The 16,673-nt window shown below is 49.7% G+C and carries 18 protein-coding genes; 11 read left to right on the forward strand and 7 right to left on the reverse strand.

The window, feature by feature from the left end; all coding sequences use genetic code 11:
- Positions 1 to 307: 307 nt before the first annotated feature.
- A complete protein-coding gene (locus tag BZG83_RS13045) occupies positions 308 to 739 on the reverse strand; it encodes an HIT domain-containing protein (protein WP_077481165.1) in 432 nt (143 codons plus the stop codon).
- A gap of 180 nt (positions 740 to 919) precedes the next feature.
- On the opposite strand from BZG83_RS13045, the gene BZG83_RS13050 reads away from it, so the two are divergent.
- Positions 920 to 1,522, forward strand: coding sequence for a DUF924 family protein (locus BZG83_RS13050; RefSeq protein WP_077481167.1), 603 nt, complete (start codon positions 920 to 922; stop codon positions 1,520 to 1,522).
- 63 nt (positions 1,523 to 1,585) lie between these two features.
- Here the strand turns inward: BZG83_RS13050 and argS are convergent, their stop codons facing one another.
- Complete coding sequence (gene argS / locus BZG83_RS13055; protein ID WP_077481169.1) at positions 1,586 to 3,316, reverse strand: arginine--tRNA ligase; 1,731 nt, start codon at positions 3,314 to 3,316, stop codon at positions 1,586 to 1,588.
- A gap of 281 nt (positions 3,317 to 3,597) precedes the next feature.
- On the opposite strand from argS, the gene BZG83_RS13060 reads away from it, so the two are divergent.
- Positions 3,598 to 4,173 carry a VOC family protein gene (locus tag BZG83_RS13060; RefSeq protein WP_158074963.1) on the forward strand — a complete coding sequence of 192 codons (576 nt, stop codon included), beginning with the start codon at positions 3,598 to 3,600 and terminating at the stop codon, positions 4,171 to 4,173.
- 39 nt (positions 4,174 to 4,212) lie between these two features.
- On the opposite strand, the gene purU is transcribed toward BZG83_RS13060, so the two are convergent.
- Positions 4,213 to 5,046 carry a formyltetrahydrofolate deformylase gene (gene purU / locus BZG83_RS13065; RefSeq protein WP_077481173.1) on the reverse strand — a complete coding sequence of 278 codons (834 nt, stop codon included), beginning with the start codon at positions 5,044 to 5,046 and terminating at the stop codon, positions 4,213 to 4,215.
- Positions 5,047 to 5,202: 156 nt separating this feature from the next.
- Here purU and BZG83_RS13070 point away from each other — a divergent pair, with 156 nt between their 5' ends.
- From BZG83_RS13070 to rnd, 7 genes are all read left to right on the forward strand, one after another.
- Positions 5,203 to 7,167 (forward strand): ATP-dependent DNA helicase, encoded by a 1,965-nt coding sequence (locus BZG83_RS13070; protein WP_077481175.1) that lies wholly within the window; start codon positions 5,203 to 5,205, stop codon positions 7,165 to 7,167.
- Positions 7,168 to 7,863 carry a tRNA (adenosine(37)-N6)-threonylcarbamoyltransferase complex dimerization subunit type 1 TsaB gene (tsaB, locus tag BZG83_RS13075; protein WP_077481177.1) on the forward strand — a complete coding sequence of 232 codons (696 nt, stop codon included), beginning with the start codon at positions 7,168 to 7,170 and terminating at the stop codon, positions 7,861 to 7,863.
- A 40-nt stretch (positions 7,864 to 7,903) separates the two neighbouring features.
- Positions 7,904 to 8,203 carry a hypothetical protein gene (locus tag BZG83_RS13080; protein WP_077481179.1) on the forward strand — a complete coding sequence of 100 codons (300 nt, stop codon included), beginning with the start codon at positions 7,904 to 7,906 and terminating at the stop codon, positions 8,201 to 8,203.
- A 22-nt stretch (positions 8,204 to 8,225) separates the two neighbouring features.
- On the forward strand, positions 8,226 to 8,774 hold the full coding sequence (locus tag BZG83_RS13085) for a Slp family lipoprotein (protein WP_158011478.1): 549 nt from the start codon (positions 8,226 to 8,228) through the stop codon (positions 8,772 to 8,774).
- A gap of 3 nt (positions 8,775 to 8,777) precedes the next feature.
- Positions 8,778 to 9,722, forward strand: coding sequence for an alpha/beta fold hydrolase (locus BZG83_RS13090; protein WP_241825776.1), 945 nt, complete (start codon positions 8,778 to 8,780; stop codon positions 9,720 to 9,722).
- A gap of 121 nt (positions 9,723 to 9,843) precedes the next feature.
- Positions 9,844 to 11,535 carry a long-chain-fatty-acid--CoA ligase FadD gene (gene fadD / locus BZG83_RS13095; protein ID WP_069588781.1) on the forward strand — a complete coding sequence of 564 codons (1,692 nt, stop codon included), beginning with the start codon at positions 9,844 to 9,846 and terminating at the stop codon, positions 11,533 to 11,535.
- An 86-nt stretch (positions 11,536 to 11,621) separates the two neighbouring features.
- A complete protein-coding gene (gene rnd / locus BZG83_RS13100) occupies positions 11,622 to 12,758 on the forward strand; it encodes a ribonuclease D (RefSeq protein WP_077481183.1) in 1,137 nt (378 codons plus the stop codon).
- Positions 12,759 to 12,810: 52 nt separating this feature from the next.
- Here rnd and minE read toward each other — a convergent pair whose 3' ends face one another.
- The 3 genes from minE to minC are packed head-to-tail and all read right to left on the reverse strand — an operon-like array spanning position 12,811 to position 14,574.
- On the reverse strand, positions 12,811 to 13,080 hold the full coding sequence (minE, locus tag BZG83_RS13105; RefSeq protein WP_069588784.1) for a cell division topological specificity factor MinE: 270 nt from the start codon (positions 13,078 to 13,080) through the stop codon (positions 12,811 to 12,813).
- Position 13,081: 1 nt separating this feature from the next.
- Positions 13,082 to 13,894: a septum site-determining protein MinD gene (gene minD / locus BZG83_RS13110; RefSeq protein WP_077481185.1), complete on the reverse strand. Its 813-nt coding sequence runs from the start codon at positions 13,892 to 13,894 to the stop codon at positions 13,082 to 13,084.
- A gap of 17 nt (positions 13,895 to 13,911) precedes the next feature.
- The gene (minC, locus tag BZG83_RS13115) at positions 13,912 to 14,574 is read right to left on the reverse strand and encodes a septum site-determining protein MinC (protein WP_077481187.1); all 663 of its coding nucleotides are present in this window, start codon (positions 14,572 to 14,574) and stop codon (positions 13,912 to 13,914) included.
- Positions 14,575 to 14,848: 274 nt separating this feature from the next.
- Between minC and BZG83_RS13120 the strand changes: the two genes are divergently transcribed.
- Entirely contained in the window at positions 14,849 to 15,124 is a 276-nt protein-coding gene (locus tag BZG83_RS13120; RefSeq protein WP_069588792.1) for a YcgL domain-containing protein, read from the forward strand.
- Positions 15,125 to 15,136: 12 nt separating this feature from the next.
- The gene (locus BZG83_RS13125) at positions 15,137 to 16,111 is read left to right on the forward strand and encodes a lytic murein transglycosylase (protein ID WP_077481189.1); all 975 of its coding nucleotides are present in this window, start codon (positions 15,137 to 15,139) and stop codon (positions 16,109 to 16,111) included.
- A 74-nt stretch (positions 16,112 to 16,185) separates the two neighbouring features.
- On the opposite strand, the gene BZG83_RS13130 is transcribed toward BZG83_RS13125, so the two are convergent.
- A complete protein-coding gene (locus tag BZG83_RS13130; RefSeq protein ID WP_077481191.1) occupies positions 16,186 to 16,611 on the reverse strand; it encodes an H-NS family histone-like protein in 426 nt (141 codons plus the stop codon).
- Positions 16,612 to 16,673 lie beyond the last annotated feature (62 nt).

Genomic DNA, 16,673 nt, shown 5'->3' on the forward strand with positions numbered 1-16,673 from the left:
AGATGCATTCTTGCACATATCTGACAGCGACTGGTATTGGAATTTGTATAAAGGAAAAAGGAACGTGGTATGACCGGGGAGACCATACCACGGGTGTCAACGACACCTTCGCTTGCTGCCGGGGGCGGAGCGGACACTCCACCCGGTTGAAAAGGTTATGAAAGAGTCACTAATGTAGCCTGTGTGGGTCAGGAAGAGTTAGGAGAATTCCGCCATCTTTCGTTAAAAGTGCAGTCACTCTTAAGTGTCTGAAATTTATGTTTTTTATTGCTGCGCTTTTCCATTTTGACGAAAATAACGAAGCGTTTTATGCCGGATTGACATCCAATCCATCTGGCATCAGCGTGGTTCGTAGGGTTTGAATCAGAGCAGTTTGTTTATCATTAGCGCGAGGGCCCACATTAAGATGTCCCCAGATAGGATTCGGCCACACACTATCGGTTTGGAAGCGTGCGACATGATGGACATGAAGTTGTGGCACGCGGTTGCCGATCGCCGCGATGTTGAGCTTATCGGGGCGGAAACAGTGTTCCAAACATTGCGAGACAGCAGCCGACTCTCGCCATAGCTGTTGCTGATCCTCATCACTGAGGTGATGCACTTCGTGGATATGGTTTTTGCGTGGGATGAGGATTAGCCAAGGGCCAAAATCTGCATGGGCAAGACGTAATTGGCACAAATCAAAGTCGCCCACGTAGGCACTATCTGCAGCGAGGCGAYCATGAAGAGAAAAAGACATGGTGGCTCCTTAATGAAATGTATTGCTCTAGCTTACATCACAACTTGCTGACGGGTCACAAAGTACCGATGAGATTGTTTGATTTGAACCGGGGACAACCAAAACCAAGTACGCTTGAATAGAGAAGAAYATTGAATGACTTGATCGTGAGAGCGGTTAAGGTTGCGGGTAGGAGGCAAGATGCACTATCAAGAAGTCCTTTCGTTTTGGTTTGGTCAAAGCGCTGAGCAAGTGCCGGCGCCAGAGTGCAATGCGTTGTGGTTTGGTGGCAATCCAGAAACCGATGAACAGATTCGAGCAATGTTTCAAACGTGGGTTAGCGCGGCGGGAGCGGGAGAATTAAATGCGTGGGCGCAGACCCCACAAGGCCGCCTTGCATTGATTATCTTGCTGGACCAATTCCCACGCAATTTATACCGAGGGTTAGCGGCGGCGTATCGTTATGATGCATTAGCATTAGCCATTTGTAAGGCTGGGTTAGCGAAAGGGGATGATCAGGCACTGACGCCTTTACAGCGTGTTTTCTTTTACATGCCGCTCGAGCACGCAGAGGGAGAAGACGATCAGCAAGAAGCTCTGTTTCGCTTCAATCAACTTCGGCAAGCGGTTGAACCAGAGAATCAAGCTTGGTTTGAACAATGCTACGATTATGCGCGTCAGCATTATGACATTATCGAGGCCTTTGGCCGTTTTCCACATCGCAATGCCGTTATGGGACGCTTATCCACCCCTGAGGAGCGGCTTTGGCTAAGCGAAACCGAACAGCGTTTCGGGCAAGGCTAACCATTAAAAAGCCCACCGGTTAGGGTGGGCTTTCATATCAGCTATCGGTTGAACAAGGTAAGGTTACATGCGCTCAAGGGTATTGATACCCAGTAGCGCAAGACCTTGTTTGATCGTTTTTGCTGTCAGTGCCGCCATGCGCAGACGACTTTGACGGGTTTGACCTTCAGCCAACAGAATCGGACACGCTTCATAGAAGCTAGAGAAAAGTCCCGCCAAATCGAACAAGTAGCTACACATCAGGTGTGGTTGGCCTTCGCGAGCAACAGACTTAACCGCTTCTTCGAATTGCAATAGCTTGGCAACCAATGCTTTTTCTTTCTCATGCTCAATGACCATTTCACCTTCAAGTGCATCACGGTCAACGCCTGACTTTGCAAACACAGAAGCAACACGGGTGTAGGCGTACTGCATATAAGGCGCTGTGTTGCCCTCAAATGCCAGCATATGATCCCAGTCGAAGATGTAGTCCGTGGTGCGGTGCTTAGACAGATCCGCATACTTCACCGCCGCCATTGCGACTGTGGTAGAGATTTCACGCTGCTCAGCTTCATCCATGTCTGGATTTTTCTTGGCGATCAGTGCCTTGGCACGGGTTTCAGCTTCGTCGAGTAAGTCAGCAAGACGAACGGTGCCACCTGCTCGAGTTTTAAATGGCTTGCCATCTTTGCCAAGCATCATACCAAACGCATGGTGCTCGAGGCTGACAGAATCAGGCACGTAACCAGCTTTACGCACAATGGTCCATGCTTGCATCAGGTGCTGATGCTGGCGTGAGTCAATAAAATACAAGACGCGATCGGCATTGAAATGCTCGTAGCGGTATTTGGCACAGGCAATGTCGGTGGTGGTGTACAAAAAGCCACCATCACGCTTTTGAATGATCACACCCATAGGCTCACCGTCTTTGTTCTTGTATTCATCCAAGAACACGACTTGTGCACCGTCATCTTCAACAGCAATGCCTTTCGCTTTTAAGTCTTCGACAATGCCCGGCAGCATGTCGTTATAAAGGCTTTCACCCATGACGTCTTTGTCAGTCAATGACACATTGAGACGGTCGTAGTTACGTTGGTTTTGTTCCAACGTCACTTTCACTAATTTTTCCCATTTTTCTTTGCAGTACGCATCACCACGCTGAAGACGAACCACATACTGACGTGCAGTGGCAGCAAACTCTTCGTCTTCGTCGTAACGGCGCTTGGACTCACGATAGAAGTTTTCAATATCGCCAAGTTCCATCGAGATGTCATCACCGCGAGACTCATGCAGTTCCAAGTTGGCAATCAACATACCAAACTGCGTGCCCCAGTCGCCGAGATGGTTGGCGCGGGTGACCTTATGGCCTAGAAATTCCAAGGTGCGAACAACGGCGTCACCAATGATGGTTGAACGCAGATGGCCCACGTGCATTTCTTTGGCAACGTTTGGTGCCGAGTAATCGACCACAATGTTTTGCGCCGCTTCCGTGGCGACACCTAATCGCGCATCCGCGAGCGCTTGGTCTGCTTGCTTCGCCAGCCATTGGTCGTTTAAGAAAATATTGATAAAACCAGGGCCAGCGATTTCGGTTTTACTGACCATATCGCCAAGGTCGAGGGCATCCAGTACTTTTTGTGCGAACTCGCGAGGGTTACATCCTAATTTTTTTGCTGCGCCCATCACGCCGTTGGCCTGATAATCACCAAATTGAGGTTTAGCAGACTGACGTACCGCCGCCGGTGTGCCTTCAGGCGCACCAGCCGCAACCATGGCGGCAGAAACTTTCTCGTTAAGAAGACTTTGAATATTCACTTGCTTACCTTTACTACTAACCGGGCCGATTGTTAACTGCCCGTTGTGTGGGCTTCCAGCTTACAGATACAAGAATCCGCCAACACTGCACTGAGCCTTGGGCGTACAAGCACAGTGTTGGCGGGATGCTGTATTGTTGCGAACCGTGGCGTCAACTGACGCGGGTAAACCCTAATGATACCCATAAACTAGCAGGGGTTGGCAATAGTTATTCACCGTCAACACTGATATCTTTACGCGCTGAAATGAAACGGGCGACGTTTAACCTTAAAGAGGTCACTATGCATGATGCCACGAACCTAACTACCCTGATGCGAGATAAAGCAGCTTTTGCAGATAAAATCAATCAGTTGCTTGACTTGCTAGCGATCGATTGCTCGGGGCTGACACTGGATCATGTCGCGATACGCACCCACGATATCGCGGTAACCGAATCTTTGGCCAGTGAGCTCGCGTCGCAAGGTAAGTTGTGCTCTGAGGCGATCGTCAACGGTCGGCCAATCCACATTTATACACTGGACCGGGCATTAACCATTGGCCAATGGCAAACGCATTGGGTTGAGCTTCCGTTTCCTAGCCACAAACGGTATCCGCGGCAAAGCTGGGAGCATGTTGAGTTTGTGCTGCCCTGCGCTAACCCTGATATGGTAGGACTTGAGCAAGCATTGCTGCGAGCGTTTCCGGGTATATTTGAACGCGCGGAACAGCAACATGCCATCACGGTGAAGAGCAGCGAACCTTGTGTTAAAGGCKAGCGGTTACCCAATCCGACCATCGCTTTTAAGTATCAAGATGTTTGCGTGAAGTTTCACCCTTTTCCGCTGGCTGAGATTATTGCAAGTGAGGCCAGTGACTGAGCACTGGCGTCGTAAGGCTGTCGAGAGTGCGATAAGTGATTATAGGATCACGGTTTTATTGCCGTGAACAAAAACCTTGTCATCCACCACTCGGGCGATCGCTTGGCTTAGCACGCTTTTTTCCACATCACGTCCGGCCTTGGCCATATCTTGTGCACTAAAACTGTGATCAACATGAATCACATCTTGACCAATAATAGGGCCTTCATCCAAGTTGTTGGTAACAAAGTGCGCGGTTGCACCGATGATTTTGACGCCGCGTTCAAAAGCCTGATGATAGGGGCGTGCGCCAATAAATGCTGGCAAGAAGCTATGGTGAATATTAATGATTCTGTGTGGATATTGCGCGACAAAGTCTGGCGTGAGCACGCGCATATACTTGGCCAGTATGATGTAGTCTGGTTGGTACGGCTGGATTGCCTTTAACATTGCCTGCTCGTGTGCTTCACGCGATAAATCTTGATGGCAAATATGGTGGAACGGAATATCGAAGCGCTCAGTCAGCGTCTGTAGCTTGTCATAGTTTCCCACCACGGCAGCAATCTCGATATCCAAAGAGCCATCGTAGGCTTTCATTAAAATGTCGCCCAAACAGTGCGACTCTTTGGTCACCATGATCACAACGCGCTTTCGTCGTGAGCTGATAAGCTGACGGTGACTCCCAGCAGGAAGCGCTTGGTCGAGATCTAACAACAGCGTGTGGTCATTAAAAATCCCTTCCAATTCGGTGCGCATGTAAAATCGACCCGTGGCATTGTCGACATATTCGCGATTATGGACGATGTTGAGTTGGTGCTTGTAACAAATATTGGTGATCTTGGCGATCAGGCCTTGGGCATCGGGACAATCCGTGAGTAATGTTTTTCGTTCCATGTTGATGTTATGTTGCTTAATAGTCCTTCGGTTTTACCCTGTCTACACCCCAAGGTCAAAGTGAATTTACCCTGATCGCCGAACATCCGAGGGGAAGTGGTTTCATCCTCTTGGGGGCTTTGGCATAATGCCCGCTTTCCCCTGTGTATTTATCCAATGATCCGAAAGGTTTTCTCTGATGCCGGTGCGCTGGCAAAAGCAATTGATGGCTTTGTGCCTCGACAGCCGCAAACCGATATGGCGAAGGCGGTCGATGCCGCGATCCGCGAGCAAGGACAGTTGGTGGTCGAGGCCGGGACAGGAACAGGGAAAACGTATGCCTATCTTGCCCCTGTATTGTTGAGTGGTAAAAAAGCCATCATCAGCACGGGCTCAAAGAACCTGCAAGAGCAGCTTTATCATCGCGATTTACCCTTGATGAAATCGGCGTTGGGGTTCACTGGTACCACGGCGCTGTTGAAAGGGCGAGTAAACTATTTATGCCCCGAGCGTTTGAGTCGTCAAATCAGTGAGTGTCATCGTCCAGATAGCGATCCGAGCCAACTAAGCCAACTGGTCAAAATCCGCGAATGGTCTTCGTATACAGAGTCGGGGGATTTGAGTGAATGTGACGCGTTGGCGGAAGACAGTCCGCTCATTCCTGTGATCACGTCGACCAACGACAATTGTCTTGGCAAAGACTGTCCAAGCTATGAAGACTGCTATGTGGTCAAGGCGCGCCGTCGTGCGATGGAGGCGGATGTAGTGGTCGTGAACCACCATTTGTTCTTGGCTGATGTGGCGATCAAAGAAACTGGGTTTGGGGAATTGATCCCAGATGCGGATATCATGGTGTTCGATGAAGCGCATCAATTACCTGATATTGCCAGCCAATATTTCGGTCAGTCGCTGTCTAGTCGCCAGTTACAAGACGCTGCGAAAGACATCCACATTGCTTATCGTACGGAATTGCGTGATACCCGACAGTTGGAAAAAGTCGCCGATCGTTTATCGCAAGCGGCGATGGATATGCGTTTAGTGATGGGAGAGCCCGGCTTTCGTGGCAATTGGCGAGAGCTTCAAGCCTCACCGGCTGTCGAGAAAGAATTAGTACGCTTAACCGATGCACTGGAGTTGGCCCATGACGTGGTCAAACTGTCACTGGGTCGCAGCCAACTATTGGATGCGGCGTTTGATCGCATCACCTTGTTTAAGGCACGTTTATCGCGACTGCGTGATACGTCGATCACAGGCTATTCGTACTGGTATGAGTGTACGCGCCATCACTTCAGCCTCAATATTACGCCGCTCTCGGTGGCCGATCGTTTCCGCGAACAAATGAATGAACAAGGTGGGGCATGGATTTTTACCTCGGCGACACTCGCCGTGGAAGGTGACTTTAGCCACTTTAGTCATCGACTTGGCATTTCAGCACAACAGCAGATGACATTAGAAAGCCCCTTTGACTACCCCTCACAAGCGCGACTGTGTGTGCCACGCCATGTGCCTGAAACCAATAGCTATCGGCGAGCCGATAAGCTGGCAACCTTGTTGGGGCCTGTGATTGAGCGCAACCAAGGGCGCTGCTTCTTTTTATGTACTTCGCATCAAATGGTGCGAGATCTAACGGCGTTGTTTCGCGGCCAGCTCGAGATCCCGGTACTGATGCAAGGCGAAATGCCTAAACAGCGCCTGTTGGCAGAATATTTATCACTGGGGAACGCGTTGCTGGTGGCAACCGGCGCGTTTTGGGAAGGGATAGATGTGCGTGGGCAGGCACTCAGTTGCGTGATCATCGACAAATTGCCGTTTGCCTCACCCGATGATCCTTTACTTAAAGCGCGTATTGAAGATTGTAAGTTGCAAGGCGGTGACCCTTTCTCGCAAGTGCAGATACCAGAAGCGGTAATTACGCTCAAGCAAGGGGTCGGGCGTTTGATTCGTGACAAGCGCGATCAAGGCGCGTTGATCATTTGTGATAACCGCTTAGTGACGCGCCCTTATGGCGCCACCTTTTTGCGCAGCTTACCGCCCATACCGCGCACGCGCGATCTAAATAATATTGACGACTTTTTGTCAGCCATTAATGCTGACCATACCGATGCAGATGTGACTGCATTGCAATCACCGATTGAGGGTTAAATGACGCTAAAAATGCTTGCCGTGGATACGGCCACGGAAAACTGCTCTGTTGCGCTGTCTATCGGCGATCAGATGATGGTGCGCAGTGACATTGCGCCGCGTGAACACACCAATAAAATCTTACCCATGGTCGATGAGGTACTCGCGGAGGCGGGCGTATCACTCACGCAACTCGATGCTCTCGCCTTTGGTCGCGGTCCAGGTAGCTTCACTGGCGTGCGAATTGGCATTGGGATTGCACAAGGTTTAGCGTTTGGTGCTGATTTACCCGTGCTGGGCGTATCGACGCTAGCGGCGATGGCAGAGCAAGCGCACCGCACTCATGGCACGACGCAAGTACTCACGGCGATTGATGCGCGAATGGGAGAGCTATACTTTGCCCAGTATCAACGTCAAGAAAATGGCGATTGGCTTGCGTTGGCTGATGAAGCGGTTGTCGCGCCTGACGCATTACGTCTTGAATCGACCGATGGTACGTGGGCACTGGCGGGAACCGGCTGGCCTGCCTATCCTGAATTAGCGAAAGGGTTGGATCTGACCACCACGGAATCGGGCGTGTTGTATCCACAAGCACAAGACATGCTGGCTATCGCTAAACACGCCTACCAGCGTGGTGAGGCTGTCGCCGCTGAGCTCGCGACGCCCACCTACTTGCGTGACAAGGTCACGTGGAAGAAGCTCCCCGGACGCGAGTAAGAGTCTGTTTGGGTCGGTTTGCCTCGCATAGGAAGCCAGTATGGTATCGATTAACGGAATTCCTTCTTCACCGCCTAACCGGCCGAATCAAACGCGGCGCCCTTCATCCTCGGAGAAAGCGTCGCGTAAACAAACCCCGCAAACGAGCCAAGTTGCCAAGGCAGTGCGGCAAAAGGTGCAACACGTCTCTGTCTCAGAGGCAGAGCAAGCTAAACAACATATCCAGTATGATTTACCCGATGGCCGCGGTCGTCAGGCGATGTCGTCTTACTTAGCGGTGCTTAACCATGCGCGGCGAGAGGAACTGCTGAACCTCGTCGGGGTCGATATCTATGTATGACGTCGAGAGAGGAGTACGTGTGATGAAGTTAATACCAATCGGATTGCTGATGATCGGGGCGCTACTGTTAACCGGTTGCAGCACCTTGCCTGACAGTTTAAAAGGTCGTATGGATCAGCCGGTAACTGAGTACTCGGTCGTAGCCAGTATGACCGCAGCCAATCAGGGTGAAGAAGTGCGCATGGGCGGTATGATTGCCAGTGTTGAAAACCGCGAAGCGGACTCGGTGGTCGAAATCGTCGCGTTGCCTACCTCGAGTGCTGGACGTCCCGATATAGGTGCGTCATCACTGGGTCGATTTAAGGCGGTTTTTAGCGGCTTTGTCGATCCTGCAGACTATGCGAAAGGGCGTCCTATTACGGTATTGGGTGAGTTTGTTGAGCAGCAAATGGGTAAAGTCGGGGACTATGAGTATGCCTACCCTGTGTTGTCAGTCAAAGGGCACCAGCTGTGGAACATTGAGCAAAAGGTTATCGATGACGATCGCCCCTATTGTTATGGGCTATATTGCTCGCGCGTTCGGGTAGGTGTCGGGACTGGTCGAGTTCAAAGCGTGATCACTTTACCCTAACCAATGATGCATACCCCACTGTCGGCGCAACTTGATGAGGCACTTCAAGCAAATCCAGCGATGATCGGCTTGTCGAGTGGATTAGAACCACTCATACTCTCACTGGCCTCAACGCGTGTCGCGGGAGCTGCCCGTCCGGCGGCAAGCGGTGCGCCTACTTTGGTCATGCTTCACGGTTGGCAAGATAACCTAGCCAGTTTTCATGCTCTGGTGCCTTATTTACCCAGCGAGTGGGGATTATTATTGTTTGATTGGCCCGGACACGGTCTGTCAGAACATAAACCGGGCGATTACTATTACCCCTTCTACGATTACTTGGATGATTTACACCAAGTGCTTCATCAACAGCGCTTCTCCGGCCCACTGATCTTGGTCGGTCACTCACTCGGTGGGCTGGTGGCGAGTTGCTATGCCGCTGCTTTTCCAGACCGCATTGCTGCACTGGTAATGATAGAAGCACTCGGCCCGATGGCTGAACCTGCTCAACAGATAACCAACCGATTGGCGAAAAGTCTTGATCAACGCTTAAAGCAGCGTCAAAAGCGCCAACGCTACTTTGATTCTGCATTTCAGGCGCTACAATTACGCGCGTCCATCAATAAAGTGGCGGCTGAACCGCTTTTGCCATTAGTCGCTCGCGGGTTGATGGAGACTCCTCAAGGTATCACTTGGCGACACGATCCTCATTTGCGCGGGGATGCGCTTTACCGGATGTCGCCCGCGCATTGTGAATCGATTATCCGGGCAATTCACTGTCCTGCTCTCGCCATTCGAGGAACGGATGGCTATCCTGCATTGCGTTCGCAGGATGCTCAGCAACGGATGCATGGGTTTCGCCAATTACAGGTGGTGGACCTGCCAGGTACGCATCACTGTCACCTTCAACAACCGCAACAGGCTGCATCGTGGGTAACAGATTTTGTGACCAAAATTCAAACGCGCACTTAAAATGCTCGTGTAAAAATAATGTTAACGCTATGGTGGACGGGTTAAACACCTGTTTGAATAGAATCTCGCGTCGATCGAAGCGGGCAGTATAGCCTGCAAGCTAACACATAGGAGAAAGCCAGTGGAAAAGGTTTGGCTTAATCGTTACCCGTCGGATGTGCCGGCGGAAATAGATCCAGATGCCCATCGCTCTTTGATTGAGATGTTTGAACACTCAGTGCAAAAGTTCGCTGACCAAACAGCCTTTATTAACATGGGCCAGGTCATGACCTTCCGAAAGCTCGAAGAGCGTAGCCGTGCATTTGCGGCGTATCTGCAAAACGAGCTGAAATTACAAAAAGGCGATCGTGTGGCGATCATGATGCCGAATTTGCTGCAGTATCCGATTGCGTTGTTCGGTATTTTGCGAGCGGGCTGTGTGGCGGTTAACGTCAACCCTTTATATACGCCGCGAGAGTTAGAGCATCAGTTGACTGACTCAGGTGCGAAAGCGATTGTGATTGTCAGCAACTTTGCTCACACCTTGGAAAAGGTGGTAGAGAATACACCCGTTAAGCACGTGATCCTTACGAGTTTGGGAGACCAGCTCCCTCGTGCGAAAGGCACGTTAGTGAACTTTGTGGTCAAGTACGTCAAGAAAATGGTACCGAAATACCATTTGCCGGACGCAACGTCGATGCGTAATGCGCTCCGCCGTGGCCGCCGTATGCAGTATGTAAAGCCTTTCTTAAAAGGTGATGATGTCGCTTTCCTCCAGTACACGGGTGGTACCACTGGATTGGCGAAAGGCGCTATCTTGACGCACCGCAACATGTTGGCCAACGTCTACCAAGCGAAAGGCACTTATCAACCGGTGCTAAATGTGGGCGAAGAGTTGGTAGTGACCGCGCTACCGCTTTATCACGTGTTTGCCCTAACCGTAAACTGCCTGCTGTTTATTGAAATGGGTGGACAGAACCTGTTGATCACCAACCCGCGTGATATTCCGGGCTTTATCAAAGAGCTACAAAAATATCCATTTACAGCGATTACAGGGGTGAACACCCTCTTTAACGCTTTGCTACACAACGAAGATTTTCATGAGTTAGATTTCTCCAACCTGCGCCTCACCGTCGGTGGCGGCATGGCAGTACAACGTGCTGTCGCAGAAAGCTGGAAAAAACTGACCGGTAAGCACCTCCTAGAAGGCTATGGCTTAACCGAGTGCTCACCGCTTGTGGCGGCGTATCCTTATGACTTGCGTGATTACAACGGGTCGATCGGTTTGCCCGTCCCATCTACGGAAGTCCGTATTGTGGATGAAAATCGTGAAGATGTCGCCGATAACCAACCGGGCGAATTGTTGGTGCGTGGTCCGCAAGTGATGCAAGGTTATTGGAACCGACCAGAGGCGACGCGTGAAAGTATCGATGAAGACGGTTGGTTGGCAACCGGTGATGTGGTGCAGTTTGATGATGACGGCTTCTTACACATTGTCGATCGTAAAAAAGACATGATCCTTGTATCAGGCTTTAACGTCTATCCCAATGAAGTGGAAGATGTGGTCGCCCTGCATGATAAGGTATTGGAAGTCGCCGCGATTGGTCAGCCAGACGAAAACTCAGGCGAAGTCGTTAAGATTTGTGTGGTGAAAAAGGATCCGTCGCTGACCCGTGATGATCTGATAGCGCACTGCCGTAAGCATTTGACCGGTTATAAAGTGCCTCGCGTGGTTGAATTCCGCGATGAGCTACCGAAAACCAATGTAGGTAAAATCTTGCGCCGTGAGTTACGCGATGAAGCCCCTAAGGCGCCGCAAAAAGCGTCTGCTTGATGCGCGCTGCCCGCGAAAAGGGTAAACTGGAGCGTAACGAATCACGAAATGCCGGCATTGCCGGCATTTTCTTTATAGGCTAACTTGTGAATTATCAACAAATCACATCACATCAACAACTTGTCGACGTATGCGCAAAAATGCGCCAGAAACCTGCTGTGATGGTCGATACCGAATTTGTGCGTACCCGTACGTTTTACGCGCAACTTGGGTTGGTGCAATTGTATGATGGTGAGCAACTTGTACTCATCGATCCGATTGAAATCGAGGATCTTTCTCCGTTGTGGGCATTGCTGGCTGACACCAATGTCACCAAAGTCTTGCATGCAAGTAGTGAAGACTTAGATGTGTTTCAACACTATGCTGGTACCTTACCCACTCCTATGATTGATACCCAGCTGATGGCTGCTTTTTTAGGGCACGGTGTATCAGAAGGGTTTGCGAGTTTGGTAAATACCTATGTGGGAGTGGCGCTTGATAAAGGCGAATCACGCACTGATTGGTGTGCGCGCCCACTAACCGATAAGCAAAAGCATTATGCGGCGGCGGATGTGTATTATTTGATGCCTCTGTACCAAGCGCTTGAGAAAGCCTTGGCAAAAACACAGTGGCAAGCGGCGTTGCAAGAAGAATGTACCCGCTTATGTGACAAAAAGCGCCAACCCAAAGAGGATTCGCTGGCATATCTTGATATTAAATACGCGTGGCAGCTGCAGCCGAATCAATTGGCGGTGCTCCAATCGCTTGCAAAGTGGCGCGCGAAAGAAGCACGACGTCGCGATATCGCGCTTAATTTCATAGTGAAAGAGCTTCACCTTTGGAAAATGGCGCGATTTGGAATTCGTAGCGTTGAGCAAATGCAAGCGCATGATTTTGATAAATTTGAGATTCGTTATCATGCTCAAACCTTGATCACGCTGGCGAAGCAAGCTGAGAAGCTTCCTAAAGCGAAGTGGCCACAACCCATCACGCGTTTAGTCGATGAGCCGGGTTACAAAGCCGTGATTAAGACGCTCAAAGAAAGCGTTCAACAGTGTGCGGATGAGCTGGGTTTTGTACCGGAGTTTATTGGCTCAAAGAAGCAATTGAATCAGCTGATCAGTTGGGTATGGCGAGAGCATAAAGCGGAAGACAAACGCCCAGATCTCGCACAAGGGTGGCGGTATACTCTGATTGGCAAGCGCCTGATAGAGATGATTCCCAGTGCGCCAGTGACGCATTAAAAAAGCGGTGCTCAGCACCGCTTTTCTACAATCAGCGAACGAGGCTCACGCTTTAGCTCTCTTTCCCTTCTTCGGGCAAAGTCACATTTAACTCTAAGACGGAAAGATCGTCGTCCCCTTGCTCGAGGCTCACGGAGACTTGCTCGGGACCGATATCCACATATTTACGGATCACATCTAAGATATCTTGCTTGAGCTGTGGCAAATAGGTTGGGGCAGGGCTATCTGCACTGCGTCGCTCCGCAACAATGATTTGCAGGCGCTCTTTTGCAATGTTGGCGGATTTTTTTTTGGCTGGCCGAAAGAACTCTAGCAATGCCACATTAGCCTCCAAATAAGCGTTTTAGAAAACCTTTGCGCTCTTCCTCAATAAAGCGGAATGGGCGCTCTTCGCCAAGCAATCTTGCAATGGCATCTTCATACGCTTGTCCCGCATCCGATTCTTGATCGAGAACCACGGGCTCGCCTTTGTTTGAGGCATGCAGTACTGACTGGCTTTCTGGGATGACCCCTAACAGTGGAATACGTAAGATTTCCTCAACATCCGACACACTAAGCATCTCGCCGTTGGTCACGCGGCTTGGGTTATAACGGGTGAGGAGCAAGTGGTGCTTAACTGGTTCCTCACCGTTTTCGGCGCGGCGAGATTTTGAATCGAGAATGCCCAGAATCCGATCAGAATCGCGCACCGAAGAGACTTCAGGATTGGTCGTGACGATGGCTTCGTCGGCAAAATAAAGAGCCATGAGGGCGCCAGCTTCGATACCCGCAGGCGAATCGCAGATGATGTATTCAAACCCAATCTCATCCATCTCTTTTAACACCCGTTCGACGCCCTCTTTGGTGAGTGCATCTTTATCACGAGTTTGTGAGGCTGGAAGAATAAATAGATTTTCAACCCGTTTGTCTTTGATCAGCGCCTGATTGAGGTTGGCTTCACCGTTGATCACGTTGACAAAGTCATACACCACGCGGCGCTCACATCCCATAATTAAATCGAGATTACGAAGACCAATATCAAAATCAATCACTGCGGTTTTTTTGCCAGCCATGGCAAGTCCCGTCGCGAGTGCTGCACTCGACGTGGTTTTACCAACACCGCCTTTACCGGAGGTAATTACAATAATTCGTGCCATTCCTCGTCCTTATTCTGTTATAGCGTGAGGGGGTCTATTTGTAAGCTTTCTTGATTGAGCGAGACCATGACGGGTCGCTCAATAAATTCAGATGGAATTTTGTCGCTTAGCCAGTAGCTACCGGCTACTGACAATAATTCTGATTGTAAATTCTGGCAATAAATACGCGCTTGTTGCTGGCCGCTGGCGCCGGCAATGGCTCTGCCGCGCAGCACGCCGTAGATATGAATACTGCCATCAGCAATGACTTCCGCCCCGGCACTGACATGATTCAATACCACCAAGTCAGCATTTTTGGCATAGATTTGCTGTCCCGATCGTACCGGGTTCGTGACCACTTTAGTGGGGGTTTGAATCGGATCGGCAACACGAGATTGCTTGCTCGATTTGAGTACAGCAAGCCCCACCGATTTGGCTTGCTGGCGGGTATCGTTATGCGTGACGCCAGTAAGGCCGACTAAAATCATCCCAGTTTTACTTAAACAGTGCTTTAAAGCGCTGAGATCTGGGCATAGCTTTAAACGGCTGACATCCGCCACCACAGGCGCGCCTTCAAAAAATGCGGGGGCTTGGGAAACCTTATCAGCCAAAATGGCGGCCGCTTCAGTAAAATTGTCATCCACAAGATGAAGAACAGACAAAGTAAAAGTTGAGCCTTTCAACTCCGGGTGTTTGTGCATGTTGTTTGATTCCGGTTATATCGTTGAAACGCGAGTCAGACGCGCATTATCAGACGTTGGATAGCATGGTATATTCACAGCATCGATGCGGCAAGCAGGGTTTGATATTCGGCGGACATTGCCCCTTTATTTTGGCGATTTCTTGTCATGGTGTGCGATGTGAGCCGCGTTTAGCGAACATCGTGTGACACATTTTGCGGCAAAGCCTAACAAACCTTAACTCGTCGATGACACTATTTCGCCATCGTTATGGCATGCTGATGAGGACATTGAGATGTATTGCGCAATTTATCGTAGCAAAAAGAAAGAAGGCACCTATCTTTATGTACCGGGGAGAGATAAATTCGATGATGTGCCAGAAGCATTAATGAACAGTTTTGGACAACCAGAGTTTGCCATGATGATTGATCTCGGTAAGCGAGAAAAACTCGCGGTTGTTGATATTGAGAAAGTGAAACAAAGTCTGCAAAACGAAGGGTTCTTTCTACAATTACCACCGCCACCAGATGCGGCGTTGCAGGCTATCCGAAACAAGAATGAAAAATTGTAATTAGGGAAGCGTATGCGCAAAGGTTTGATTTCAGCATTGGTTGCAGCCTCAGTTCTTACCTCGGGGTCGCTATTTGCAAAAGAAGGGTTTGATCAGTACGTCGAATCATTGAAAGAGGAAGCGCGTCAAGCAGGGATTGATGACGATATACTGGCGCGCGCGTTTGCTGGCATTGAGTATCATGAACGGGCAGTCAGTGCCGATCGAAATCAACCTGAGCGGCGTTTAACTTTGGATGAATACATTCCCCGCGCCGTACCGGATTGGAAAGTCGATCAGGCGAAAGCGCTGTATAAAAAACATTATGCGGCGCTTAAAAAAGTCGGTGAACAATATCGGGTTCAGCCTCGTTTCATTGTGGCCTTGTGGGGCGTAGAGAGTAATTTTGGCAAACTGCAAGGCAACTATAATGTTATCGAAGCACTGGCCACGCTCGCTTATGATGGGCGTCGAGAAGCCTTTTTCCGCCAACAAACAATGGCAGCTCTGACCATATTGCAAGAAGGGCATATTGCGCCTGAGAACATGAAAGGTTCATGGGCCGGTGCAATGGGACAAAGCCAGTTTATGCCGACGTCTTTCCTTCATTATGCGGTTGATGGGAACCAAGATGGTAAAATAGATATTTGGCAAACGGAAGCCGATGTTTTTGCTTCTGCGGCTAACTATCTAAAACAAGCAGGCTGGGACGATACGTACACATGGGGACGCCAAGTTAAATTACCAAAGCATATAGATAGGAATAAATTTGGTGTCGAAAGTAATACGGCGCTGTCATTAAATCAATGGCAAGCGTTGGGTGTAACGCGTCTTAATGGCCAAGCGCTGCCGAATGTCGATATTCAAGCTTGGTTGATTCAGCCAGATGATGAACTTGGACGAGCTTATTTGGTTTATAACAACTATCAAAGCTTGTTGAAATGGAACCGTTCACACTACTTTGCTTTAGCGGTCAGTCATTTGGCAGACCRGATAAAGTTCGGTTAATGGGTGATGGTTGAGTTCTACGGATCAGATAAAAAGAGGCCGGACGGCCTCTTTTTTATCTTTATGCGCAACACTTAGGCTTGTTGACCTGGGATCAAGAAGTCTTCTAATTTCGCGCTACCATTTTCGGTTGCTTCACGGATCACTTTTGGCATACGACCTTGACCGGTCCATGTTTTTACCGAGCCGTCGTTGTCAGTGTATTGATATTTAGCTGGGCGTGCCGCGCGCTTGCCTGTTGATTTAGACTTGCTCGCGCCACCTAATAATTTCATGAGTTCATCGGGTTCAATACCATCGGCGATTAACATTTCACGGTATTTTTCCAGTTTCGCTAGGCGTGCTTTTTCTTCTTCTTGCGCTTGACGCTCAATCTCTTCACGTTCTTCAACGACGGTTTGCAGTTTTTCTAACGCTTCTCTAAGTTGCTCGGCGGTCATTTCTTTCGCGACAGCACGCAAGCTGCGTAGGTTAAGTAACGCTTTCATTGCATCAGACATTATTGGGTTCCTATTTGATTTATATGTTAATTGAACGGATGGTAACAGTATAAGTGAAATAT

It is taken from the genome of Salinivibrio sp. PR919 (assembly GCF_001995355.1).
GTDB classification, from domain to species: Bacteria; Pseudomonadota; Gammaproteobacteria; order Enterobacterales; family Vibrionaceae; genus Salinivibrio; species Salinivibrio proteolyticus.